The 23,355-nt window shown below is 42.6% G+C and carries 21 protein-coding genes and 1 CRISPR repeat array (1 of these 22 running past the window's edge); of the genes, 19 read left to right on the top strand and 2 right to left on the bottom strand.

Features of this window, described 5'->3' with window-relative positions; all coding sequences use genetic code 11:
- The coding region (locus tag Q0224_RS03410; RefSeq protein ID WP_297949089.1) for a hypothetical protein at nucleotides 1–1,043 on the top strand (1,043 nt) is incomplete at its 5' end.
- A gap of 638 nt (nucleotides 1,044–1,681) precedes the next feature.
- Here Q0224_RS03410 and Q0224_RS03405 read toward each other — a convergent pair.
- Nucleotides 1,682–1,933: a hypothetical protein gene (locus Q0224_RS03405; protein WP_297949087.1), complete on the bottom strand. Its 252-nt coding sequence runs from the start codon at nucleotides 1,931–1,933 to the stop codon at nucleotides 1,682–1,684.
- 498 nt (nucleotides 1,934–2,431) lie between these two features.
- Nucleotides 2,432–4,312 (bottom strand): RNA polymerase sigma factor RpoD, encoded by a 1,881-nt coding sequence (gene rpoD, locus Q0224_RS03400; protein WP_297949086.1) that lies wholly within the window; start codon nucleotides 4,310–4,312, stop codon nucleotides 2,432–2,434.
- 407 nt (nucleotides 4,313–4,719) lie between these two features.
- Here rpoD and Q0224_RS03395 point away from each other — a divergent pair, with 407 nt between their 5' ends.
- The 18 genes from Q0224_RS03395 to cas1 all read left to right on the top strand — a co-directional run bounded on the left by Q0224_RS03395 (nucleotide 4,720) and on the right by cas1 (nucleotide 22,054).
- On the top strand, nucleotides 4,720–5,202 hold the full coding sequence (locus tag Q0224_RS03395) for a 3-isopropylmalate dehydratase small subunit (RefSeq protein ID WP_297949084.1): 483 nt from the start codon (nucleotides 4,720–4,722) through the stop codon (nucleotides 5,200–5,202).
- Nucleotides 5,203–5,211: 9 nt separating this feature from the next.
- Complete coding sequence (gene leuB, locus Q0224_RS03390; RefSeq protein WP_297949083.1) at nucleotides 5,212–6,282, top strand: 3-isopropylmalate dehydrogenase; 1,071 nt, start codon at nucleotides 5,212–5,214, stop codon at nucleotides 6,280–6,282.
- A gap of 9 nt (nucleotides 6,283–6,291) precedes the next feature.
- On the top strand, nucleotides 6,292–6,534 hold the full coding sequence (locus Q0224_RS03385) for a hypothetical protein (protein WP_005869161.1): 243 nt from the start codon (nucleotides 6,292–6,294) through the stop codon (nucleotides 6,532–6,534).
- Nucleotides 6,527–7,885 carry a hypothetical protein gene (locus Q0224_RS03380; RefSeq protein ID WP_297949082.1) on the top strand — a complete coding sequence of 453 codons (1,359 nt, stop codon included), beginning with the start codon at nucleotides 6,527–6,529 and terminating at the stop codon, nucleotides 7,883–7,885. The genes Q0224_RS03385 and Q0224_RS03380 overlap by 8 nt, the downstream gene beginning before the upstream one ends.
- Complete coding sequence (locus Q0224_RS03375) at nucleotides 7,845–8,966, top strand: CCA tRNA nucleotidyltransferase (protein WP_297949081.1); 1,122 nt, start codon at nucleotides 7,845–7,847, stop codon at nucleotides 8,964–8,966. The genes Q0224_RS03380 and Q0224_RS03375 overlap by 41 nt, the downstream gene beginning before the upstream one ends.
- 49 nt (nucleotides 8,967–9,015) lie before the next feature.
- The gene (locus Q0224_RS03370; protein WP_297949079.1) at nucleotides 9,016–9,774 is read left to right on the top strand and encodes a hypothetical protein; all 759 of its coding nucleotides are present in this window, start codon (nucleotides 9,016–9,018) and stop codon (nucleotides 9,772–9,774) included.
- Nucleotides 9,767–10,255 carry a tRNA (cytidine(34)-2'-O)-methyltransferase gene (locus Q0224_RS03365; RefSeq protein ID WP_297949094.1) on the top strand — a complete coding sequence of 163 codons (489 nt, stop codon included), beginning with the start codon at nucleotides 9,767–9,769 and terminating at the stop codon, nucleotides 10,253–10,255. Before Q0224_RS03370 ends, Q0224_RS03365 begins: the two co-directional genes overlap by 8 nt.
- Complete coding sequence (locus Q0224_RS03360) at nucleotides 10,243–11,604, top strand: endonuclease/exonuclease/phosphatase family protein (RefSeq protein ID WP_297949078.1); 1,362 nt, start codon at nucleotides 10,243–10,245, stop codon at nucleotides 11,602–11,604. Before Q0224_RS03365 ends, Q0224_RS03360 begins: the two co-directional genes overlap by 13 nt.
- Nucleotides 11,601–11,735, top strand: coding sequence for a hypothetical protein (locus Q0224_RS03355; RefSeq protein ID WP_291937682.1), 135 nt, complete (start codon nucleotides 11,601–11,603; stop codon nucleotides 11,733–11,735). The genes Q0224_RS03360 and Q0224_RS03355 overlap by 4 nt, the downstream gene beginning before the upstream one ends.
- A complete protein-coding gene (glyS, locus tag Q0224_RS03350) occupies nucleotides 11,719–13,746 on the top strand; it encodes a glycine--tRNA ligase subunit beta (RefSeq protein WP_297949077.1) in 2,028 nt (675 codons plus the stop codon). Before Q0224_RS03355 ends, glyS begins: the two co-directional genes overlap by 17 nt.
- 71 nt (nucleotides 13,747–13,817) lie before the next feature.
- Nucleotides 13,818–14,513: a CRISPR-associated endoribonuclease Cas6 gene (locus tag Q0224_RS03345; protein WP_297949076.1), complete on the top strand. Its 696-nt coding sequence runs from the start codon at nucleotides 13,818–13,820 to the stop codon at nucleotides 14,511–14,513.
- 150 nt (nucleotides 14,514–14,663) lie between these two features.
- Nucleotides 14,664–16,457, top strand: a complete 1,794-nt coding sequence (locus tag Q0224_RS03340; RefSeq protein ID WP_297949075.1) for a TM1802 family CRISPR-associated protein — start codon at nucleotides 14,664–14,666, stop codon at nucleotides 16,455–16,457.
- The gene (gene cas7b / locus Q0224_RS03335) at nucleotides 16,457–17,374 is read left to right on the top strand and encodes a type I-B CRISPR-associated protein Cas7/Csh2 (RefSeq protein ID WP_297949074.1); all 918 of its coding nucleotides are present in this window, start codon (nucleotides 16,457–16,459) and stop codon (nucleotides 17,372–17,374) included. The genes Q0224_RS03340 and cas7b overlap by 1 nt, the downstream gene beginning before the upstream one ends.
- Nucleotides 17,375–18,088, top strand: coding sequence for a CRISPR-associated protein Cas5 (gene cas5, locus Q0224_RS03330; RefSeq protein WP_297949072.1), 714 nt, complete (start codon nucleotides 17,375–17,377; stop codon nucleotides 18,086–18,088).
- 46 nt (nucleotides 18,089–18,134) lie between these two features.
- On the top strand, nucleotides 18,135–20,255 hold the full coding sequence (gene cas3, locus Q0224_RS03325) for a CRISPR-associated helicase Cas3' (protein ID WP_297949071.1): 2,121 nt from the start codon (nucleotides 18,135–18,137) through the stop codon (nucleotides 20,253–20,255).
- A complete protein-coding gene (locus tag Q0224_RS03320) occupies nucleotides 20,255–20,752 on the top strand; it encodes a Dna2/Cas4 domain-containing protein (protein WP_297949070.1) in 498 nt (165 codons plus the stop codon). Before cas3 ends, Q0224_RS03320 begins: the two co-directional genes overlap by 1 nt.
- A gap of 8 nt (nucleotides 20,753–20,760) precedes the next feature.
- Nucleotides 20,761–21,039, top strand: coding sequence for a CRISPR-associated endonuclease Cas2 (cas2, locus tag Q0224_RS03315; protein ID WP_291937660.1), 279 nt, complete (start codon nucleotides 20,761–20,763; stop codon nucleotides 21,037–21,039).
- 16 nt (nucleotides 21,040–21,055) lie between these two features.
- Complete coding sequence (cas1, locus tag Q0224_RS03310; protein WP_297949069.1) at nucleotides 21,056–22,054, top strand: CRISPR-associated endonuclease Cas1; 999 nt, start codon at nucleotides 21,056–21,058, stop codon at nucleotides 22,052–22,054.
- A 384-nt stretch (nucleotides 22,055–22,438) separates the two neighbouring features.
- Nucleotides 22,439–23,355: a CRISPR direct-repeat array (repeat unit 29 nt; unit sequence TAGAATTCCATCCCGTTGGGAATTGAAAC); it runs 29 nt beyond the window's last position.

Here is a 23,355-nt window from a genome sequence, read left to right as displayed (position 1 = left end):
TCTGCTCGGACGTCACGCAGCGCACGGGCGGCGCGATAAGCTACATTTACAAGGTGTTTTTTCACGCCTTCGGGCTCTCTAAATGGCCGCAGGAGTACAACTACCCCTACGCGAGGCTGGATACTAGCGCGCCCATCTCGCCTCTGACCGAGAGCCCTTACGTCGCCACCGACGGCGAGCGGGTATTTTACGAGGGTAAAATTTTAGCGGGTGCCGACGCAAAAAATCTAAAACAGATAAGGTTAAAAATCATACACGAAGACGGCTCCGGCTCGCCCGCGCACTTTCGCCCGGTCGATCGGTGGCTAAGCGACGGACGCAGCGTCTATGCGGACGGCGAGAGGCTAAATTTCACGCCTAGCGAGCAGATGTATCTCGTGGAGCTAAACGCCGGCATAGAGTTTCTTTATGATCCGAAGGCGGGCGCGGTGCTGATGAACGGCGAGAGATTTGACCCTACAAACGAGCCCTATACGCCGCTAAATTTTCAGAGCGGGCATCAAGAATACATGCTGTTTGCGAGCAAAAACGGCATATTTTATCTAAGCAAGGATAAAATTTTAAATCGTCCGCGCGGCAGCGGCGCCGAAGGTCGGATAAAAGACGCTCTTTGGTACGTTTATTATAAATTTGGCGGGGAGGGCGGTAAGCTAAGCGCGCTAAAAAGGGCGGGTGACAATCCGTTTAAAGGCGCCGTGCGGCAGATTTCGGAAAAGCTTTTGAAAGACGACGCGGGATTTTACTATCTAAATTTCTACTCGCATAGCGTTTACGTCACGGGTCGCAGCGGCAGGCATCTGGATAAGCGGACAAATTTCATCGAGCTGCGAAAGATCACGCTTGAGGTACATGACGAGGAGGTGATGGCGCAGATAGCAGACGAGGCGGCGCGAAACCCTGAAATGTCGCAGCAGGTCTTTACCGCGCAGGACGTGGAGTACGAAAACGGCGCGGCCTTTTATATGTATTGCCTTGCGGCGGTTTTATTGCTCGGAGCTTGGATTTACAGCTACCTTAGAAAACGCAGCTTGCGACGCGGATAAATTTAGCGGTGCGGCGGAAGGTAAATTTAAGCGAGACAAAAAATACCAACGTCGTGTTATCCAGCGCACCCTTGGCTACAGAAGGTAAATTTTAAGAGTGGGACGACGACGCGGCGAAGCAGTAAATTTAGATAGTGTTGCGGTTGTCGGCACGGCAATGCGGTAAATTTATGGGCGCTGCGATTGAGAGTAGGCAGTGCGGCGGCGGGATGCGATTGAGCGTGTGTAAAAGTTTACCGGTGCCGAGTTGTCGGTTCATCAGCGCGCAGTAAGATAGCTAGATGGTGCGAGGCGAAATGACAGCGCGGCAAAACGGCGGCGGCTTTTGTGCCGTTAAATCGTGCTACCTGGTTTTAGTCGGAATTTTATAAATACGCAGATAAAGCTTTGGCTAAGATTTGCAAAACACCGCAAATACGACGTTTTATTTTAAACTGCCTTTATCGCTTATCAAAATTTAAGTGGTAAAAATATAAACTTCAAATATTCATAGCCTAGAAAAATAGAATTTCTGGCTCTGTGTAAATTTTCTCCGCTGGAGTTTAAAACGTCGTGGAAGACCTGCTCGATACGCAAAACACCCTGTGTAAATTACCTCCGCTGGAGTTTGAAACTTCGTAAAGGGCGCGGCATTTGGTTTATACCAAGGTGTAAATTTCCTCCGCTGGAGTTTGAAACATAGGATTAGCGGCAATATAGGTGGCACAGGTGGCAAGTGTAAATTTCTCCGTTGGAGTTTGAAACGCAATCAAATCCCTTCCTAAAGCAGTCGAGATTATGTGTAAATTTCCTACGCTGGAGTTTGAAACTCTAACTACGATTTTTTGCTTAAATAGCGCAGTTTTCGTGTAAATTCTCTCCGCTGGAGTTTGAAACTCGATCTCCCACATCTACGCACTCCTTGAGGAGCGTGTAAATTCTCTCCACTGGAGTTTGAAACCATCGTAAATAAAAGCATCAGTAAAATCGAAATAACGTGTAAATTCCCTCCAATGGAGTTTGAAACTCAGATGAAAAAAATTGCTTTAGCTTATCTGCCAAGCAAAGTGTAAATTATCTCCGATGGGGTTTGAAACTGGCTATCACCCATGGAGTGCGTCCATTCGGCAATGTGTAAATTTACTCCGTTAGAGTTTGAAACCTACGGATTTCAAACTTTAAGCATCTCAAAATCGGCGCCTAAAGCACCGCTTCTTTTTACTGCAGCTTAATTTGCACTCCGCCTGATAAATTTAGACTAAAAATACACTATTGAAGGCTCTGGCTTGGATTTTGGCGGATTTAATTGTCGTGCGTCAGGATCAATCATACCGACGCCAAAGCCCGGCTATCTAATGGATTTTAAATTTGCCGAGCGTTGAAGGGCAAATTTATATCGGTGTTTCGCTCTAGCTCTCGATATAGGTTTTGAGCTTGCGGCCGATCTTTGGGTGTTTTAGCTTTTTGATCGCCGAGCTTTCGATCTGGCGGACGCGCTCGCGAGTGATGTTGAGCTCTTTGCCGATCTCTTCGAGCGTGCGGTCGCTCTCGTCGTCAAGCAGTCCGAATCGCATGCGGATCACCGTGCGCTCGCGGTCGTTGAGCTGTTCTAAGATATCGTCGATCTGCTCTTTTAAGTCGGATTTTAAAATTTGCTCGATCGGCGAAACCGAGCTTTTGTCCTCGACGAAATCGCCGAATTTACCGTCGTCCTCGTTTCCGATCGGCGCTTCTAGGCTGATCGGCTCCTTTGTGATTTTGATGACCTGCTTTACCTTATCGACGCTAAGGCCTACCTCTTGCGCGATGACGTTGATATCGGGCTCCTTGCCGCCTTCTTGCATATATTTGCGCGTGATTTTATTAATTCGATTTATAGTCTCGATCATATGGATCGGGATGCGGATCGTGCGCGCTTGATCGGCGATGGCGCGCGATATCGCCTGGCGGATCCACCACGTCGCATAGGTCGAAAATTTATAGCCGCGCTTGTATTCAAATTTATCCACAGCCTTCATAAGCCCGATGTTGCCCTCCTGGATGAGGTCTAAAAACGGCAGCCCGCGGTTCGTGTAGCGCTTAGCGATGGAGACGACCAGGCGCAGGTTGGACTTCGCCATGCGCGCCTTTGCATTGTCGCTAATGCGCTTGCCACGCTTGATCTGCTCTAAAATTTCTTTTAGCCGCTCGGGCTCGAGATTAAAGCTTTTTTTGCTTGCTTCTTTTGTCAAAAAGAGCTTTTTTATATCGACATAGGTCGAGACCATCGTAGCTTCCGGCACGCGCGCGATGATGTCGTCTTTGCTAAGCCTCGTAATCTCTTTTAGAATTTTTTTGTGATTTTCGCGTAGTTCGGCGCTAAACATCGGCAGCTTGTATTCCAGGCGTTTGAGCTCCTTTTCGAAGCCCTCGTCGCTTTTTAGCGCGGTCTCCATCGATTTTACGATCTCGGTGATGAGCTTGCTAGTTGGGCCCAGATCCATGAGCTTTTCTTTTAAAATTTTCTTTTTAAACGCCAAGTTCAGCTTAGATAAAATTCCTTTGCTCTGCTTAATCGCTTCGGCGTTTTTCTCGGCAAATTTCATCCAGTCTTTTTTTGCTTTTTCAAGAGCCTTGAAGCTTTCGATGACCTTTAGAGCGCGCTTATCGTTCTTTTTGGATCGCTTTTGCTTCGCCTCGTCCGCGCTCTCCTCGTCCTCCTCGTCGTCGTAATCCTCCTCCGATAGTTCCTCTTCGTCCTCCTCTTCACCCTCTTCGTCGCTGTCGTCAAAGCTTTTGAAAAGCTCCTTTACGCGGCGCTCGCGGTTGATAAGCGGCTCTTTATAGTCTAAAATGAAGTCTATTAAGTATGGCACCGAGCAAAACGCGTCGATGATGATATCCTCGCCGAGCTCGATTTTTTTGCTGATCTCGATCTCTTCTTCTTTCGTCAGCAGCGGGATCTGTCCCATTTCGCGAAGATACATCCGCACCGGGCTGTCCGAACGGCTCCACTCCAAAAGCTCGACGTCGCTGGATAGGTCAAACTCCTCGTCCCAGCCCTCGTCCAGCAGCTTTTTTTGCGTGGCTTCTTTGAGTTTTGCGTCCTCTAAATTTTTGATTTTGGAGATTTCTGCGGCGGAGATCAGCTCGACATCGAATTTTTTCGTAAGCGCTTCGACCTTCTTAACGGCCGTTGCGGTGGGGGCTTTGTCGAAAAATTTTATCAGTCTTTCGTAGGTGATGTAGCTTTTCTGATTTTCGTCGAAGAACTGCTCGATGGGCGTTAAGGCGTCTTTTGGGCTCGCCATAAAATCTCCTTGTGTCGTTGTGTATTTGGTTTTGGAAAATTGGATTATACCGAAACGCTCTTTATTTTTGCTTATATGCGGTGCAAACTATCTAAATTCAATAATTTTTGAAATTCTAGAAACTAGGCTAAATTTTAAAATTTAGGTTATATTTTTAGCTAAATTTAAGACTGCTCGCTAAAATTCTGCGTTCGCAAGACGTAAAACCGACGAGCCGAAATTCCGTTTCCTTTGCGCTGTCGCTTTAAAATTTAACGCTTCCGCACTTTCTATTTCTGCGGCTTTGCGTTTAAATTTAGCCCTAAATTTCAAACGAGGAATTCCGCCCTCATATCGGAGCGATTGAGCGGATTTTAATAAATTTGTCGGTAAAATCGCGCATCTATTTTAAAATTTAAGGCGGAAATATGGCAAAAGTATGGAAATTCGGCGATGATATCGACACCGACATTATTATCGCGGCGCGTTACCTAAATACCTCCGACGCAGCGGTGCTTGCGACGCACATTATGGAGGATGCGGACAAGGATTTTTCGTCCAAAATTGCTCGCGGCGACATCATCGTAGCGGGGAAAAATTTCGGCTGCGGCAGCTCGCGCGAGCACGCACCAATGGCGCTTAAGGCCGCAGGAATTTCATGCGTGATCGCAAAGAATTTCGCTAGGATTTTTTATCGAAACAGCTTCAACACCGGCTTTTTGATCCTCGAATGCGACGAGACGGATAAGATCTCGCAGGGCGACGAGCTTAGCATCGATCTAAAGGGCGGCGTAATTAAAAATTTAACTCAAAAAACGCAGTATAAATTCGCTGCAATCCCCGAGTTTATGCAAAAGCTTCTCGATGCGGGCGGAGCGATAAATTACGCAAAAACAAAGATAAACTTGTAAGGAATTTGGATGAAAAAATATGACGTATGCGTGATAAAAGGCGACGGAATCGGCCCTGAGATCATCGAAGAGGCGATCAAAGTGCTAGACGCCGTAAGCCATAAATTTAATTTTGAGCTAAATTTTGACTATCGCTTGATGGGCGGCGCGGCGATTGACATTATGGGCGTTCCGCTTCCGGATGAGACGCTAAATGCCGCTAAATCAAGCGACGCGGTACTTTTCGGTGCGATCGGCGGCGCTAAATGGGATAGCTTGCCGCGCGAACTGCGCCCCGAAAGCGGACTGCTAAAAATTCGCAAGGAGCTTGGAGCGTTTGCAAATTTGCGTCCCGCGATGATTTTTGATGAGTTGATAAATGCTTCGACGCTAAAGCCTGAGATCATCAAAGGCGTCGATATAATGGTGGTGCGCGAGCTTACGGGCGGGATTTATTTCGGGCAGCCGCGCGTTAAAAACGAAAAGGATGCGCTAAATACGATGTGCTACAACGTCTCTGAGATCGAGCGCGTGGCTAAGGTCGCGTTTGAGGCTGCGCTTTTGCGAAACAAAAAGATAACGCTCGTGGATAAGGCCAACGTGCTTGAAACAAGCCAGCTGTGGCGCGAAGTCGTAAGCGAGCTAGCGAAAAACTATGCTGGGATAAATTTAGAGTTTATGTACGTCGATAACGCCGCGATGCAGCTAGTGCGGGCGCCAGCGCAGTTTGATGTGATTTTGACGGAGAATTTATTCGGCGATATTTTAAGCGACGAAGCGAGTATGATCTGCGGCTCGATCGGGTTGCTTCCGAGTGCGAGCATTGGCGGCAAGGTAGGAATTTACGAGCCGATTCACGGCAGCGCGCCGGATATTGCGGGGCAGGGGATTGCAAACCCGATCGCTACGATCTTAAGCGCTGCGATGATGTTAAAATACGCATTCGGCGAAAATGAGGCCGCAGCCGCGATCGAGCTTGCCGTGCGCGCCGTGCTTCGCGACGGATACCGCACCAAGGATATCGCGCAGTACGACGCCAAAGAAATTTGCTCGACCGCAGAGATCGGCTCGATCATCGCAGATTACGCGGCTAAGGCTTAGGAGCCAGCTTTGAATGGCGCACTAGCATACGCTATGGAGCTTGAGAAAAAAGGCGATATCTACGGCGCAATGCGGATTTGCCGCGGTATTTTACGCGATAATCCGCAAGATGGCGATGCGGCTGTGCTTTTTGCACGGCTAAATTTGAATCATCGGGTAAGCTCGGGCGTCAATATGGCGATGCTGGAGCGCTTTTTGAGCGTCGATGCGCGTAAACAAGCAGAATTTAAGAGGTGGCTAATTGATGTATGAAAATGAACTAGAAGATATCATCGAAGCAGTAAATGAGATGAAAGCGCAAAAGCGCGCGCAAGATTTGGCGGCGCAGCAAGAGGGGGCTGTGAATGCAAACGGCGCTGAAGCAGAAGCGCAGGCTTCGCAGGATGCTTTAGGCCCCGCTTCTTTTGCGCCAGATCCCATTGCATCTGGCGCCTTAAATTCCACATCTGCACCGGATATCGCTTCATCAAACGCGCAAAATTTCACTTCCTTAGATACTAAAAATTCCACTTCGCGCTTTGTTTCATCGGACGCTTTAAATTCCGCCCTAGATCGTTCAAAAGCCCTGACACGCAAGAGCTCTGCGCTTAGCAGCACGGAATTTGCAGCGGACGCTACTTTAAAAAAATCTGCCGCAAAAGATGAAAATTTTACTTTTTCCAGCGAGGAGAATTTTAAAAACTCTGATCTTACAAGCAGTGAAAATTCCGTGGTTTCCGTCTCTTTAAATGGAGGAAATTTTATAAATTCCATTTCTGCAAGTAGCAAAAATCCCACAAATTCAACCTTTGCAAACGATGAAATTTTAAAAAGCTCCGCCGCAAAATTTGACGAAAGCTTGCGTGATTTATCAGGCATCGCAGGTGAAATTTACGATAGTTTAGGTAGCGATATGAATGGGTTTGCTTCGCCGCAAAGCAGGGACGCAAACATGGCGCAAAGCTCTGCCAAAAGTAAAGATTTTGAATTAGCGCTAAATTCTACGGATGACGACTCTCAAAGCGAGCAAGATTTGACGCCTCGTATTTTAGGCGCGCATTTTAAGGAGCTAAGCAATGACGATTTTGGGCCTGGCTCTGATTTCAAAGAAAACGAAGTTGACGATTATTTCGGTGCGGCGCATTTTAAAAAGCAGGATTTTTCGTCGCTTCAAGCTCAAAATTCCGCCGCACTAGAGATCCGCAAAGTTGCCGCGCAGCAGCAAAATTTCGTTTCGCAGTCACAGAATTTTACGACGCATAGGGTGCGAGACGATGAGCTCGCCACGCCGCAGCTTCGCAATTCTGCCGCACAGGATATGCAAGCGGAAAGTTTTGCCTCTTATGGTGCTCTAAATTCCGCCCTGCACCAGCCCGAGGAAGCGCGACATCTTGGGGCCGCGAGACAAGCGGGTGACAAATCAAAATATCTCGCAAATGCAGATTTTAAAATTTCAAGCGAGGCGGAGTTTTTGAGCGCGATAAAAGAGCGAATTTTAGTGCTTTTTGAGGGGCTGAACGCTTTTGATCGGGGTGATTTGAACGCGCGCGTGGAGTTAAATTTAAAATTTATGGAATTTTTGCTTGCAAGTATCGAAAACCGACTTGAAAATCTATCAAAATGACGATTTCATCGCGCTTTTAGATTATCTTAAAAAATTTAGCTCACGCATATATCTAGTAGGCGGCTGCGTGCGCGATCATTTTTTGGGGCGGGCGAGTGCTGATGTGGATGTGGAGCTTTACGATGTGGGACCGCGCCGTTTCGAGCAAATTATGCAGGACTTCGGCGCACAGGGCGTCGGCAAGAGTTACTTCGTCTATAAATATAAAAATTTTGATATCTCGCTTCCGCGCATCGAGAGTAAGACGGGCATCGGACACAAGGGCTTTAGCGTCGCTTTGGCTACGGACGAACATGAGGCTAGCAGACGGCGCGATTTTACGATCAATGCGATGATGGTAGACGCTATAAGCGGCAAAGTGCTCGATTTTTACGGCGGGCTTGCGGATCTGCGCGCGCGTATTTTGCGAGTGGTTGATCCGCACACTTTCGTGGAGGATAGCTTGCGCGTGTATCGTGCGGTGCAGTTTGCCGCGAGATTTGAGCTTCGCGCCGAGCCTCGCACCTTAGAGCTTATGCGTAGTATCGACGTTAGCGATCTTAGTCGCGAGCGCATTAAAGCGGAGCTGATTAAATTTTTTCGTGCACCCGCGCACCGATATGGGATGATGCTAATGCAAGAGCTGGGGCTTTATGAGCGGGTTTTTGGATTGCGGATTGATCCGCGCACGCACGAGCGACTGATAAAATTCATAGAGCACGGCGAATCTTTCGTGAGAAATGAAATGTTTTTTTTATATGCGTTTTTGAATTTTTTAGGATTAGATAAAGATAAAATTTTAAAGAATTTAGGGCTAAATTCTCTTTATAAAAGGCTACTTAGCGAGCCGTTTTTTAAGCGGGTAAGCGACGAGCGACTATGCAAAATCGCTCTAAAAATGCCGCTTAAGCAGTGGCTCGGGCTGTATTGTAAAGGTAGGGTGCAAGCATCAAAGCGGCTTGGGATTTGGGATAAGAAATTTAAAAGCTTGGTTTGCGCTGCGGATGTCGCTCGCAACCTGCGTGGCGCTGCGATCGGCAAGGAGATCGAGAGGTTGCAAGAAGCGGAGATTAGGGCGTTTGTGGCGGCTTTAAAAGCGTAAATTTAGAGAGATTTTTGTAAAATCGCCGTTTTATTTAGGAGCTAGTTTTATGAAAAAATTCTATCGTCGCGACGAAATTTACGCGTTTTGCAAGAATGCTGCGTCTTTGCAAGAGTGCGTTTTTTGCTTTGATCGCAGGCGAAATCTCGTGATTTTTGCTGTGCAAGATTTTATCTTTTGCGGCGAGCGAAATTTAAATTTTTGCGGCGTAATATTTCATAGCGCAAAGCTTAGCTCGGTAGGATTTCACGACGCGGAATTTTACATATTAAAATTCCATCCGTCGTGCCGCCACATGGAGAAAATCCACGAGGCGAAGTTTTATGGATCGAGAGAATTTCGCAGATCACATCGCTGCGGCGAGAAATTATACGAGCCGTGCAGCAGCGAGACGGAATTTCACGGCTCGCATTACAGCGAGATGAAATTTTGCAGATTAGGGCATCTTGGCACAAAATCTCACAGCCTGCGTCATATTAAACGCATTAAAGCAAAATTTAGCGAGCTTTATCGCGCATCCTGTGCCATGGGAGCAGCTCTCGCGCCGCACCGCAGAAAAACGCAAGAGCCGTGTTACTACAAGGAGAGATCTGACGTACTGCAGCGTCGCAAAATCATGAACCTAAATTTTATTTCACAGAATTTCAAATTATGGAATTTTGCCCATTTAAATTTGCAAGGCTTTACTGCGCAAAATTCCAAGCCGCGTAATTTGGCTTTGCAAAATTCTAAATCTCAAAACTTTGCCTCGCGGAATTTTAAATCGCAAAATTCTGCTCATGCAAAATCGGTGATTTTTGATGTTTAATATCGTGTTAGTATATCCGCAAATCCACACAAACACGGGCTCCATCGGGCGTATGTGCGTCAATGCGGGGTGTCCTTTGCATCTGATTAAGCCGCTCGGATTTGTAATCGACGATAAGCATCTGCGCCGAGCTGGGCTTGATTATTGGGCAAATTTGGATCTTAAAATTTGGGAAAATTGGGACGAGTTTATGGCGGCGAACGAGAAATTTAAGCAGCGCTTCTTTTTTGCGACGACGAAGACGAACAAGCTCTACTACGAGGCGAAATTCAAGCCGGGCGATTTTTTGATTTTCGGCTCTGAAGGGCATGGGCTGCCGCTTGAGATCATGCGCACAAACCGCGAAAACTGCATCACGATCCCGATGAGTGGGGCGGGGCGCAGTTTAAATTTAGCCACTAGCGTGGGCATCGTAACCTACGAAGCGATCCGCCAAAACATCGATAAATTCGACTTTAGGAGCGCAGTTTGCGAGTTTTAGCGCTACTTTTTGCGATGTTTTTCTGCGGCGCGAGTGCGGCGGAGCTGAAGATCGCATCGTTTAACGTGCAAAATTTATTCGACGGCGTAAACGACGGCACGGAGTACGCGGACTTTGAGATCGGGCGCGGAGGCTGGAGCGAGCAAAAATACGAGCGCAAGCTGCAAGCGGTAGCGGACGAGATAAGCGCGCTTAATGCCGATATTTTGGGGCTGCAAGAGATCGAAAATGAAGCGGTGCTAAAAGCGCTTGCGCAGAAGGCGGGCTATAAATTCTACGCTTTTTCGCGCGCGCAGACTGCACCTGCGGGCGTGGCGGTGATGTCGCGCATACCGATAAAATTTCAAAAAACTTACCGCCCGACAGAGCTTAAAACACGAGATATTTTGCGCGCTGATTTTGTGCTTGGCGGCACTGATTTTAGCTTTTATGTCGTACATATGCTCTCTGCACGCAATCCGCTAAGCGAGCGCAGGCGAAATTTCGCCTTTTTACGCGAGGTTTTGCAAGGGCACCAACGCGCTATCGTAGCGGGAGATTTTAATACGAATTTCGGGCGAAATTCCTTGCTAAACGAGCTTATCGAGCGCGACGGATTTAGCGATTTGTGGGCGCTACATCCCTGCTCGCAGTTAAAGCATTTTGGCTCTTGTGAATCTCATGAAAGTGGCGCGGTGCTCGATCATATCTTGCTTAGCGACGATTTTTTTAGTAGCGAGCCGGGATATAAAAAGGACAGCTTCGCGGTTGCTAAATTCTCTACCGCTTCCGATCATTTCCCGATTAGCTTCATTCTGACCGACGAAGGCGCTTTAAAATCTATGCCGAAAAAGCAAGAATTTTTAGCTAAAAATACCGCTAGTTCCGCAAAGGCCGTCACGATAGAGGAGCTTTACGGGCGCATTATAAGCGAGCCTATGCTGATAAAAGGCGTAGTCGTGAGCTTTACAAACCGCCATGGCTTTGCGATCTCCCAAGATGGGAGCGGAGTTTTTGTCTATGGCGGCAGCGGGCTGCAGCTAGGCGACAAACTTGATCTGCTAGTAAAAAAGACGAAATTTTACAAACAAAGCTTTGAGATCGACGATTTTGAGATCGTAGCTAGAAGCGGCAACGTAGGCTCTATTGCACCATACGTTTTACCTAGCGCATCGGTGCGGCAGCTGCGCGCAGGAGATGTGATAAGCGCGATTAAAGGCGACGTTGAAGACGGCATAATTGATCTAAAAAGCGCGGGCGAGTTTAGAATTTTTCGCAAAAGCGCTCCTGTACAAAACGGCAAAAATTTAGAATTTAAAAATGCCTATTTTACGATTTATAAAGGGCAAAAGGAATTTATAGTAGAATGATACACGCCGTTATAACCGCACTTTTCGTGCTTTTTATGATATTTATGATCGTAGGATTTAACCGCGAAATGATGGAGAAAAACGAAAAACGAAATCAACGAAAAAAGGATAAAGATGGAACTACTCATTGAGATTGGGGTCGAGGAGCTGCCTGCGATCCCGTTTTTAAAAGAGCGTGCGAATATCGCGCCAAAATGGCGCGCGGTGCTTGAGGCTAACCGCATAAATAGCGACTTTCGCTTCGAATTTAGCCCGCGTAGATTTGTGCTATTTCACGAGGATTTTCCGCAACGCGGCGATGATGCGCAGATCGTAAGCACGGGCGCGCCAAAATCCGTCGCGCTCAAAGACGGTGCGTGGAGCCCTGCAGCGCTAAGTTTTGCTAAAAAATGCGGCATAAGTGAAAACGAGCTGGAATTTCGGCAGATAGGCGGCAAAGAGGTGCTCTACCACGCTGCGGTGCAAAAAGGGCGTGATAGTCGTGAAATCCTAGGCGAAATGATAGAGGAGTTTTTACGATCGCTAAATTTTGGACGCGCGATGCGCTGGGGTAGCGGCAAGTTTGAGTTTATCCGTCCGATAAGAAGCATAGCCTGCGTTTTGGGCGGTCAAAACGTAGATTTTGAAATTTATGGCGTGCGAAGCGCGGCTGCATTTTTTCCGCACCGAAAATTTGGCTATGAAAAGATAAAATTTAAAGACGCTGCGGATTATTTCGCACTGCTGGAGCGTAACGGCGTAATTTTAAGCGAGCAAAAAAGAAAAGATAAAATTCTAAGCGAGTTTGCAAAGCTCGAGAAAAAGCATGGCTTTAAGATCGAGGTCGATCCTGCGTTGCTAGATGAAGTAACGGCTATCACTGAGTATCCGACGGCGCTGCTAGGCAGCTTTGAACGAGATTTTTTAAGCGTGCCAAAAGAGGTCATTATCACTTCGATGAAGGAGAATCAGCGCTATTTTCCAGTTTTCGAGGGTAAAAACTTAAGCAATCACTTCGTTGTCGTTAGCAATGCGATCACCGATGATGACGAGCTAGTGATACGCGGCAATGAAAAAGTTTTACGCGCGCGCCTAAGCGATGCTATGTTTTTTTGGAAAAGCGATTTGCAAGCGGAATTTAGCCCTGAAAAACTTAAGCAAATCTCCTATATGCAAGCTCTTGGCTCAGTTTATGATAAGCAAGTGCGCGAGCTAGCGGTAGCAAAGGCACTGAGCGCGGATTATGCTACGCAGATTGAGGCGGAGATCGGCAAAAAGGATTTTGCGCGGGATGTGGAAAATGCCGTAATGTTTAGTAAAGCAGATCTTAGCAGTACGATGGTGGGTGAATTTAGCGAGCTTCAAGGCATTATGGGTAGTTACTATGCCGCACATGCTGGACTGGCAGATCATGTATGCCGCGCGATACGCGAGCAATATCTGCCTAGCGGCGAGGATAGCGAGCTGCCAAGCGGTGTATTTAGTAGCATAATTGCTGTAGCGATGAAATTTGAAACGCTCCTGGGGCTTTTTAGCATCAATAAAGTTCCAAGCGGCAATAAAGATCCGTATGCGCTTCGCCGCGCAGCTACGGGGCTAATTAAAATTTTACTAAATCAAGGATTAAGTTTTGATGCGAATACGCTGGCGCAGAAGCTAGCGCCAAATTATAAGAAATTTGACATTTCTAAGCTGCTGGATTTTATAAAATATAGGTTATACGGAATTTTTGACGAGATAAATCCGTCTGTGATCAAGGCGTGCATCGCAAGCGGCGAAAACGATCTATTACGACTAAGCAAGGCTATAAAAGCTCTGGGCGAGATCGCAGCAGCAGCGGATTTCGGGGAAAATTTTGCGACCTTTAAGCGCCTAGCCAATATCATCAAGGACGAAAAAATTGGCGTGGTGGATGAAAGCCTATTCGAACACGATGCTGAGCGCGCGCTAAATGTGGCGTTCAGGGCGATTAAGCTCAACGAAAACGACGTGAGTGGGTATCTGCGCTCGCTATTTGGGCTTAAAGACGTGATTGATAATTTTTTCGATAATGTGATGATAAACGTCCAGGATGCCGCGATACGCGCAAATCGTATCGCAAATATCGGGCAAATTTATCGCGCGTTTTTGCAGTTTGCCGATATCAAAGAGATAGGATTTTAATTCCGCTTAGAGCTCATTCGCCCAAGGTTGCACGAATCTTGGGCAGAATTTTACCGCGCAAAGGAGCGCAAATGCTAATCATCAACGCAAAATTACCAACTAAAAATCTAAAAATCACAAAATCTCTCTCGCAGCTGATTCAGGGCTTTCTTTATCGCTATCTGCCGGCTTCAGAGCACGTAGGATATAGACACGAATCAAGCGGTAAAATTTTTAAACGCACGGTGTTTGATTTTATCTTGCGAGGAGAGGACTTGCGCGTGCGATTTGCTTCATGCGAACCGGAGTTTGAACGTAAAATCGCACTAGCAATACTAAAAGACGGGCTAAGCTTGGGTGAAATTCTATTTACGCAAACTACCGTCGAAGCAAAAAATCATAAAATTTGCGAGAACGAAGCTATTATGCAAGGCTACGTGGCGTGCGCAGTAAGCGGGCTTTTGGGGCATAAAGTCTATTTGCAGCCGCAAGATAGCAGGCATTTAGAGATGATGAAGACGAATATTTTACAGCGATTTGAAACGATTATGGGGCGAAAATATGATGGCGAAATGGAGTTAAATTTATTGTGGCAAAAGCCGGGTGAATCTGTGAAATTCTATTACGGAAACAACCGCGAGCCGGTATATGCGTGGCAAGCAAGATGGAAAATTGTAGCTAGGGCTGAACTAATAAATTTGATCCTTGGCACGGGCGCTGGAAGTGGGTGCATGAACTACGGAGTAGGGGTTTTGGAGGTTGTAAAGCAAGACTATATTAAAGTATAGATTTCAAATTCTAAAAGAATATTTGCTTGCTTTATAGCAATTCTATAATAAAATTTTTAAAAAATCAAACTTTATATTAAATTATAGTAACTATTGACATATTGATTTTAATTTAGATATAATTGCGCTAAATTTTAGAAAGGATAAATTTTGGGCGATATAGTTAAAATTTTTTCTAGTATCGGCGAGATTTATGATAAACAAAAAACTAAAATTAACAACAAGAGCTATGAATATGATGCTATTAAAATTTATCTTTGCGATATTAAAAGCAAAGAAATATCAGTAAATAACAATATTTCAAGAGATGATTTAATAGTTTGTAGATTTGGCATAGGCGCGAATTCTGGCAATTTGTTCCCTAATGTCCAATTCATTAGCAAAGCCGTAAAAAACGATACGCCTAAATTTATAAAAGGGATTTTAAAAGCTATAAAAAATATGCTTTCTTGCTTCAATCCTGTCGATATCAAAAATGATAAAATATTAACGGATTTATCTGGCTTAAACGAGAGCTTTTTTGATGATATTTTAAGTGAAATTGTAGCTCTACAAGAAGAGCCTAAGAAAAAGGGCATGAAAGTAGCTACTTTTTTTGCATTATCTTGGGAGGGTAGACCGATTTCAGCGTATTTTAAAAGTATTTTTACGAGTCATTTAAGCGATAGCGATAATGGTAAAACTGCCAAAATTTATGGTTATGATATGCTTACAAATAGTATGGGTATCGGTGGAGATGCGAATTTGGCGTTTTGTTCCGTAAATGAGTTACCGACTGCTTTACAAGACATTAAAGTTAGATTACTACCTCTAAATAGTGCTAATGCAAATGTGGTTAAAAACGGTTTTATGGCAATTGATAAGGAATTATCTTTTAATTTTTACGGGGATAAAATGGCGGTCTTACCAACGTTAATGGTAAATGATGCAAATTTATTAGAAAAAATAGTGGAAATTTTAAAAGATCCGAGCGAAAAGAAAAAAGATATGCAAAGCATACAAAATATCGAAGAAAGTATTAATTACGAGTTGGAATCCGTAGCTAAAGCGCAAGCAAATATGCCCGTGCTAAATACAATTTTATTTTATAAAAAAAGCAATGCTGCGGTTAATGTATTATTGCAAATAGATGATGTATTGCCGTCTTATATTTCTAAAATTTCCGATTTAATGGGTAGATATAACATTAGGGCGATTAGGCGAAAAGATAGTAAAGATCAACAAGACGATACTATTTACATGCAAAATTTATTTCTTAAAAACATCGACATTATGAATTTTTTATTATCGCAAAACAGGATGAATTTAGATGATATGATGGAAAAATATGCTGCTTTGATTTATAAAGGCAATATTAACTCTAGTTATGCGTCAAAAATAGAGTGGGGATTTTATTTTAATTGCGTTAAGACATATCAAAATAGAAGTATAAAAAGTATCGAAAAATATCAAAATTTCTTTAATGAAATAGGTGCTTTAAATGAAAAAATATCATTTGCAAGGGAGGTTAATTTGCAAGGCTTAAGCGATAAAAAAGAGCTAATAAGCTCGATTTTGAAAAATAGTGAATTTCTAAAAGATAATGAAGTATTGCAGAGTGCATATTTGCTAGGAATGATGTCTGCAGGGTTGATAAATCGCCAATTTGCTATTAGCAAAAATAGTTCATTTGAAAAATGGCTGAATAATGCCGGAGTAATTACAAAAGAGCTTTTAGAACGGATTTGGACCAAGTGCGATGAAACCAATAAAAAACTCTCCAATGTATCGCGAGGAAAAAGAAGCGCTAATATAGAAATCATGCGCGATATTTTGATTGGAATTTTACCAAGTGCGTTTTTATCTCAAAAGCGGATTAAGAGCGCTTATGTAACTCTGGCTTTTGCTATGGGCGGAAGTGATTTTACGAAATATATTAAAGATAACACTCAAGGAGACGAGTAATGAAAAAGAAGGAAATTCTATTTCTTTGGGACGGCGAAAATTTTAATCCAAACGGCGATATGCTAAGAGATAACGCTCCTAGGATAGACGATGAGACGGGTATAGCAGAAGTTACTGATGTACGTATAAAGCGAACAATTAGAGATGAAATTATGAAAAAAGACGAAAGTGCGATTTTCATTAAAGAGTATAAAAGAGATGAAAATATCTTAGATTGCAAAAGCGCAATACGTGAAGTAATTAATGTAAAGCAAGAAAAAATCGAGATAGAAAAAGAAATTTTATCTAAATTTATCGATATTCGCGCATTTGGTGGAGTTTTGCCGATATCGGATAAAGACGAGATGAAAAAAGAAGGCATAAAAACAGCCGGAATTCAATTTGTTGGACCCATTCAGTTTAGAATGAGCAGATCGCTTCATAGAGTTGCGGTAGAGCATATAAAAGGCACCGGCGCATTTGCAAGCGGTAGCGATAAGGCAAATAAAACGTTTAGAGAAGAAGATTTTTTAAATTATGCAATGTTTGCAACTTACGGAATAGTGGATAATCATAGTGCAAAGATTACAAATTTAAGTGAAGATGATGTAAAAGTGATTTTAGGCGCGCTCTGGAGCGGGACTAAAAATTTAATTACTCGCACGAAAATGGGTCAAATGCCTAGATTTATGCTAGTAATTACATATAAAAATGATACTTTCGCTGGAGATTTAAATAACTGTGTGGCTATAAATAGTAGCAAAGAAGATGTGGAGATAAGAAGTATAAATGATTTTACGATTGATTTTTCTAGATTGAAAGCTAAACTTACCAGATACGCGCAAGAGATCGAAAAAATAGAGTATATGAGCGATTTTGACTTCGAGCAAAATAACAGATCACAATTTGATAGTAATTGGATAAAAATAGGATTTTAAATGGATATAATAGCTTTTGAGCTATCGGGAGATTATGCGCATTTTTCTCATCCGGCTACTATCTACTCGTCTCTTACATACCCGGTGCCGCCAAAGACTGCCGTAATGGGGTTTTTGGGGGCGATTATAGGTGAAATGAATTATTTTAAATTTAACGATATAGGTTATAGCGTTATTTTAAGTTCGCAATTTCGCAAAAAAACTATGATTTTTAACGGTATAAAATTTGCTCTATCGTCAAGTATGCATATCGAACAAGGCTACCAAGATTCTAGTGAGAAAAAGCAGTTTTATAAAGAGCTAATAAAAGATCCTAGATATGTCATATTCGTTGATTTAAGTGCTTTAAACGCTTCTTATAAAGAAAATATAATTAACAGCTTAAAAGCTCATAGATGCTCCTTTACACCATATTTAGGTATAAATTTTTGTATAGCGGATTTTAAATATATCGAGATAAAAAATTGTGAATTGGTGCATGAAAAGGAAAGTTTTATAGATACGTTCGTTTTAATGGACGATTTTATATTTGATGCACAAAGCTTTGATATCAGACTTACTGCGGCCAGAATGGCTTGCGGATGCGAAGAGGATCGAATTTTTAAGGATTTTAAAGATTTCGTTATCAAGCTAAGCGGCAATAGTCAAATCAAAGCAAAGAATAGAGGAAATATTTATCAAATAAATGACTACAAGGTCTACTTTGCAAAGTGAGCTGCTATCGCATCCTAATAAACCGCTAATAAAGCATATAACAAATATGCTTGCTGAAACGGATAGTAGGCTTTTACAATGCATTAAAATTTATCACGATATAGCTAAGCTAAAAACTAATTTTCAAATTTATATCAAAAATCCTACCGAAAAAATTGCAGATAAAAATCATGCTTTATTATCTGCTTACATATTTTTACTAAATTCAGAATTTAATGAGCTAGATACGGCTTTTGGGTTTTTATCCATCGTATCACACCACGGAAATGTAGAAAATTTTTGTGAGCTTGCAACGCAAAATAAAAATTTCGGCAAATATTTTGAGAGCTCGAAAGAGCTAGGCTTTTGGGATGAAGTCGTAGATAAAGCTTTAGGTTTAGAAATTTACAAAGATATTAAAAGGGATAAAAATGAGCTTTTAATTAAAGCTAAACATTTAAGAGAATATTTCAAATTTGCGAAAAAGAAGTTTGATTACGATGACTTTTTAAATTTCAAAGACATATTTTCGTCGCTTATTTATAGTGATAAATATGAAGCTATTTTTAATCAAAGAATTCCTGTTTCTAAACCGGCGAATTCTAATACGATCGAAAAATATATCAAAGCTCTGGAAAATCGTAAGTCAAATGCGAAAAGAAGTGAGTTTAGAAAATTCGTTTTAAATAATTTCGATGTAGATCATAATCTTTTTACTTTAACCGCGCCTACAGGCTACGGCAAGACTTTGACTGCGCTAAATTTTGCCGCTAAATTTAATAAAGAACGTATTATTTACGTGCTGCCGTTTACGGCTATCATAGATCAAGTTTATGATGAGATAAAAGAGATTTTCAAAGACGATAAAAATATATTAATTCATAAAATTCATCACAAAACTACGATAGATGAAAGCACCCCACAAGATCGCTATTCTAAAGTTAAATTTTTGATGGATTCCTTTAGCGGAGATATTAACGTAACTACGCTATATCAATTTATATTTGCACTCTTTGGAAACAAAAATAAAGATAGCGTAAAATTTAACCGATTAAAAAATAGTGCAATAATAATCGATGAGGCGCAGGCGGTACCGTATAAGTTTAGGGCAGATTTTATGAAACTTTGCGAGATGATGGCGGAGAAATTTGGCTGCATTTTTATCTTTATGTCCGCCACGATGCCTATTGTTGATACGACTAAATTTAAAGAAATTTCAAATTTAGATTATTTCAAAGATCAAAATAGATACGTTTTAAAGTGCTTTGATGGCAATGAGAGTGCTTTAAAAGATAAGATTAAACAATCGGCAAAAGGCAAAAATACACTAGTCGTCGTAAATACCATTAAAAAAGCGCAAGAGCTATTTTTGGAATTTTACGACGAATTTAAAGTTTTTTGCCTAAACGGATATATGTGCGACGATCACAAACGAAAAAATATCGAAAATATAAAAGACGCGATTGCTAAAAATAAAAGTGGGCACGGTGATCCGATCTTGCTAATTTCTACGCAGTCTATCGAAGCTGGCGTGGATTTGGATTTTGATGTCGGATTTAGAGAGATAGCACCCATTAGCTCGATTGTCCAAACTGCCGGTCGTATAAATAGAAATTTCACAGCTCTGGGAGAATTATACGTATTTAACGATATTTGCGACTATTCCGATCTCATTTACGGTGATTTAAAACGTATTAGCGATACTATTTTGGTAAAAATTCTAAAGCAAAGAGATATCATCGAAAGCGAAATTTTAGATATTTCCACTAGGTATTTCAGCGCCATAAAGCAAAGCCTAGAGAGCTTATTTTTGGCGGAACAGATGCGAGAGCTCGGATTTTACGATATAAACGAAAAGATTAGCGAGGCGATGGATGATAGGCTTAACATTTTAGTAATAATTGAGCCAAAAGAAGATTATATTAAAGAATTTCAAAATGAAATTTTTGAAATCAATAGGCTTGATATGGATAAATTTAATAAGAAAGATATATTTACGAATACTATTAAGAAAATTAATAGATTTGGTGTAAATATCACAGAATTTGATGCAAAGCGTTTAAATATAAAGCGTGTTGATGGGCTAAAAGATGTCTATTATTTACCATTCGGCGATACTTCGTACAATAATAATTTCGGGATTAAAAAGGATGCCGCATTAAATCTCAAGAATGAGTTTTTCGACTAATGTTTTGCAAAGACCAAATTACCGGCACGCTTGTGAATTATTACATCACCTGCAAGCGTGAGGCGTGGCTTTATGCACACAATATTCACGCCAATCAGGAGGATGAAAACATGCTGATGGGCAAGGCACTAGCGGATATCAAAGAGAACGGTTTGCAGGAATTTGCATTTTCAAATTTGAAATTTGATAAGCTTTCCAAGCAGCGCGGGCATTATCTCATCACCGAATATAAAAAGAGCCTAAAAAATCCAGAAGCAGGCAAGATGCAGCTACTTTTTTATATCTATCTTTTAAAAACAGGCTTAAATTTAAAAGAGGTGAAAGGCAAATTAATTAGCGGCAAAACCGTCATAGCCATTGAGGATAATGCCGAAAATTTCACTAAAATCGAAACAATTCTAAACAGCATCGCCGCCCTTGTAAACGAGCCAAAGCCGCCTAAATTTAGCCCGCAAAAGATTTGCGAGAGTTGCGCTTATCGTGATTATTGCATTTAGGAGATAGAATGTACGCTATTTTATTTTACGATATTTCAAGCAGCGACGAAAAGGAGAAAAATAACGCTGCGCGCGTCCGAAAGGCGGTCGAGAAATTTCTGCCTCGCGTGCAATTCAGCGTTTTCGAAGGCGAAATCAGAGCGAGCGATCTTAAAAAATTAATGGCGATTTTGCAAAAAGAATGCGCCAGCAAGCTTGATTCGGTAGTAATTTATACTTTTAATTCGCTCAAATATTCACAGCGCCTAGTCATCGGACGCGATAAAAACGAAGCGATTTTCAGCTAAAATTTAAGGATAAAGTATGCAAAAATCGGATCGCACGCATTTTATTTTGAGCCCCGGCCGATTGCGCCGCAAAGATAATAATCTATATTTCGATAAATTTAACGACGAGGGCGGAATTTTAACTAGTAAAATTTTGCCGATTAACGCAATTGATGAAATTTATATTTTGGCGCGAGTGGAGCTTGATACTTATGCTATGGCGTTTTTGGCTGATAATAACATTTTGCTGCATATTTTTAGCGCCTATCAGAGCTTCCGCGGCAGTTTTTTCCCGAACACTTCAAATTCTGTAAACAAAAGCGGCTTTGTACTTTTGGCGCAGTTGCGGGCTTTCGATGATCTTTCTAAGCGCCTTTTTATCGCTCGCGAGATTACTCGCGTTCGCATCTTAAATGCAGCCATTAATTGCAAGGCTTATGGCGTCTCGCTCGATACTGCGCCGCATCTGGATGCTCTAGCGCGCGCCTGCGACATAGCAGCGGTAATGGCGGTGGAAGGCGGCTTTGCCAAGCAGTATTTCGCGGCCTGGAACGAAATCATCGAGGATCAGCGCAGTTTTAAATTTACGACGCGCTCCAAACGCCCGCCGGCAGATAAAATTAATGCCCTCATTAGCTATGTAAATACGCGTATTTATAACGTCTGCCTCAGCGAAATTTACAAAACCGAGCTTGATCCGCGCATCGGCTTTTTACACGAGCCAAACTGCCGTGCGCTAAGTCTGCATCTAGATCTTGCAGAGATTTTTAAGCCTATTTTAGGCGATAGATTAATTTTTGGAATGTTAAATAAACGCGAGATTGCGGCAAAAGATTTTGAAACGGATGCGGGGCGTATTCGATTCGGTCGAGAAGCGGTGCAAAAAATCGAGCTAAAAATGATTGAGAAACTATCATCTTGCGCGAACGTAGCGGGACAGAGCTTAACCTGGCGTCAAATTATCCGTCGCGAGGCAAATCAGATTAAAAAATACGTCTGTGAAGGTGTGCCTTACGATGGGTTGGTATGGCGGTAGGTTGGGGGGTTTAAGCTCATTCGTGCTTTTGAAATTTTGACTAGAATCGCTTGTGCCTATAGATTACGCCCTCTTAAGATGTATGTGCTTTTGAAATAAATTTGATCTGAAGCACGGAACGGCGAACGAATTGGCTTTAAAAACGCATATGCTTTTAAAATTTCAGCTTTTTATTCACACTTCGATTTTTGAATATCTTATATTGAGATTTTAACATTTGCACTCACGATACATATAGATAGCGATAAAGTTGCTTTTAAGATTTTGAAATGCCGAAATCTTGGGCATTGAGCAATCGGCGCTTTTTTAAATTTAGTCCATTTTAAGGCATAAAAATATATACTCCTAACACTTTCTACCTAGAAAAATGGCAAAATTCGTGCTGTAGAATTCCATCCCGTTGGGAATTGAAACGACACTCAAAACACCCTTACGCCGCGCACGAGTAGTAGAATTCCATCCCGTTGGGAATTGAAACACTATCACATCCAAGCGGCGTTTTATACCGATATCGTAGAATTCCATCCCGTTGGGAATTGAAACGCAAGGAAGTGCTCGGTCCCAATGAAAGAGAAACGGTAGAATTCCATCCCGTTGGGAATTGAAACTGTAGTCCTCGACCAGTCGCGGGGTCTGGCGATACAGTAGAATTCCATCCCGTTGGGAATTGAAACATGCGCAGGCTCGCACTGCGGCGAAGTATCTTGATAGAATTCCATCCCGTTGGGAATTGAAACAGAATAATACCCATTTATTTGGCTCTCTGAAAATAGTAGAATTCCATCCCGTTGGGAATTGAAACGCGAGTTGCACCTCTGGATATTCGCGCTCCTTAAGTAGAATTCCATCCCGTTGGGAATTGAAACGTGGATGAACCCGATTGGGCATAAAAAGAATCCTTTTGTAGAATTCCATCCCGTTGGGAATTGAAACTTGTAGAGGATGAGAACTTACAAAATTCTATCACAGTAGAATTCCATCCCGTTGGGAATTGAAACTGTGCTTCGTAAAGCTCGCTATAATCGCAGCTTGTGTAGAATTCCATCCCGTTGGGAATTGAAATTTCCTTAAGCATTGCAGGGGTGCAATGTATTTGTAAAGTAGAATTCCATCCCGTTGGGAATTGAAACTTCGGGCTTCGTCTTCGGTCAGCCGTAAACTCCTGAGTAGAATTCCATCCCGTTGGGAATTGAAACTTTGATACGCTTCAACTCCTCTTGCCCATTTATCTGTAGAATTCCATCCCGTTGGGAATTGAAACTATGGACGACAGCCGCAGAGAAAAGCAAGCGACGAGGTAG

Source organism: uncultured Campylobacter sp. (assembly GCF_938002845.1).
Taxonomy (GTDB): Bacteria; Campylobacterota; Campylobacteria; order Campylobacterales; family Campylobacteraceae; genus Campylobacter_B.
Note: the sequence above shows the minus strand (reverse complement) of the source record. Positions and strands in the feature narration are given on the sequence as shown.

Coding starts and splice junctions, on each gene's coding strand:
- Q0224_RS03405 (WP_297949087.1), bottom strand. CDS start 1,933: ATGTGGGAGATCGAGTTTCAAACTCCAGCGGAGAGAATTTACACGAAA.
- rpoD (WP_297949086.1), bottom strand. CDS start 4,312: ATGGCGAGCCCAAAAGACGCCTTAACGCCCATCGAGCAGTTCTTCGAC.
- Q0224_RS03395 (WP_297949084.1), top strand. CDS start 4,720: ATGGCAAAAGTATGGAAATTCGGCGATGATATCGACACCGACATTATT.
- leuB (WP_297949083.1), top strand. CDS start 5,212: ATGAAAAAATATGACGTATGCGTGATAAAAGGCGACGGAATCGGCCCT.
- Q0224_RS03380 (WP_297949082.1), top strand. CDS start 6,527: ATGTATGAAAATGAACTAGAAGATATCATCGAAGCAGTAAATGAGATG.
- Q0224_RS03370 (WP_297949079.1), top strand. CDS start 9,016: ATGAAAAAATTCTATCGTCGCGACGAAATTTACGCGTTTTGCAAGAAT.
- Q0224_RS03365 (WP_297949094.1), top strand. CDS start 9,767: ATGTTTAATATCGTGTTAGTATATCCGCAAATCCACACAAACACGGGC.
- Q0224_RS03355 (WP_291937682.1), top strand. CDS start 11,601: ATGATACACGCCGTTATAACCGCACTTTTCGTGCTTTTTATGATATTT.
- glyS (WP_297949077.1), top strand. CDS start 11,719: ATGGAACTACTCATTGAGATTGGGGTCGAGGAGCTGCCTGCGATCCCG.
- Q0224_RS03345 (WP_297949076.1), top strand. CDS start 13,818: ATGCTAATCATCAACGCAAAATTACCAACTAAAAATCTAAAAATCACA.
- cas7b (WP_297949074.1), top strand. CDS start 16,457: ATGAAAAAGAAGGAAATTCTATTTCTTTGGGACGGCGAAAATTTTAAT.
- cas5 (WP_297949072.1), top strand. CDS start 17,375: ATGGATATAATAGCTTTTGAGCTATCGGGAGATTATGCGCATTTTTCT.
- cas3 (WP_297949071.1), top strand. CDS start 18,135: ATGCTTGCTGAAACGGATAGTAGGCTTTTACAATGCATTAAAATTTAT.
- Q0224_RS03320 (WP_297949070.1), top strand. CDS start 20,255: ATGTTTTGCAAAGACCAAATTACCGGCACGCTTGTGAATTATTACATC.
- cas2 (WP_291937660.1), top strand. CDS start 20,761: ATGTACGCTATTTTATTTTACGATATTTCAAGCAGCGACGAAAAGGAG.
- cas1 (WP_297949069.1), top strand. CDS start 21,056: ATGCAAAAATCGGATCGCACGCATTTTATTTTGAGCCCCGGCCGATTG.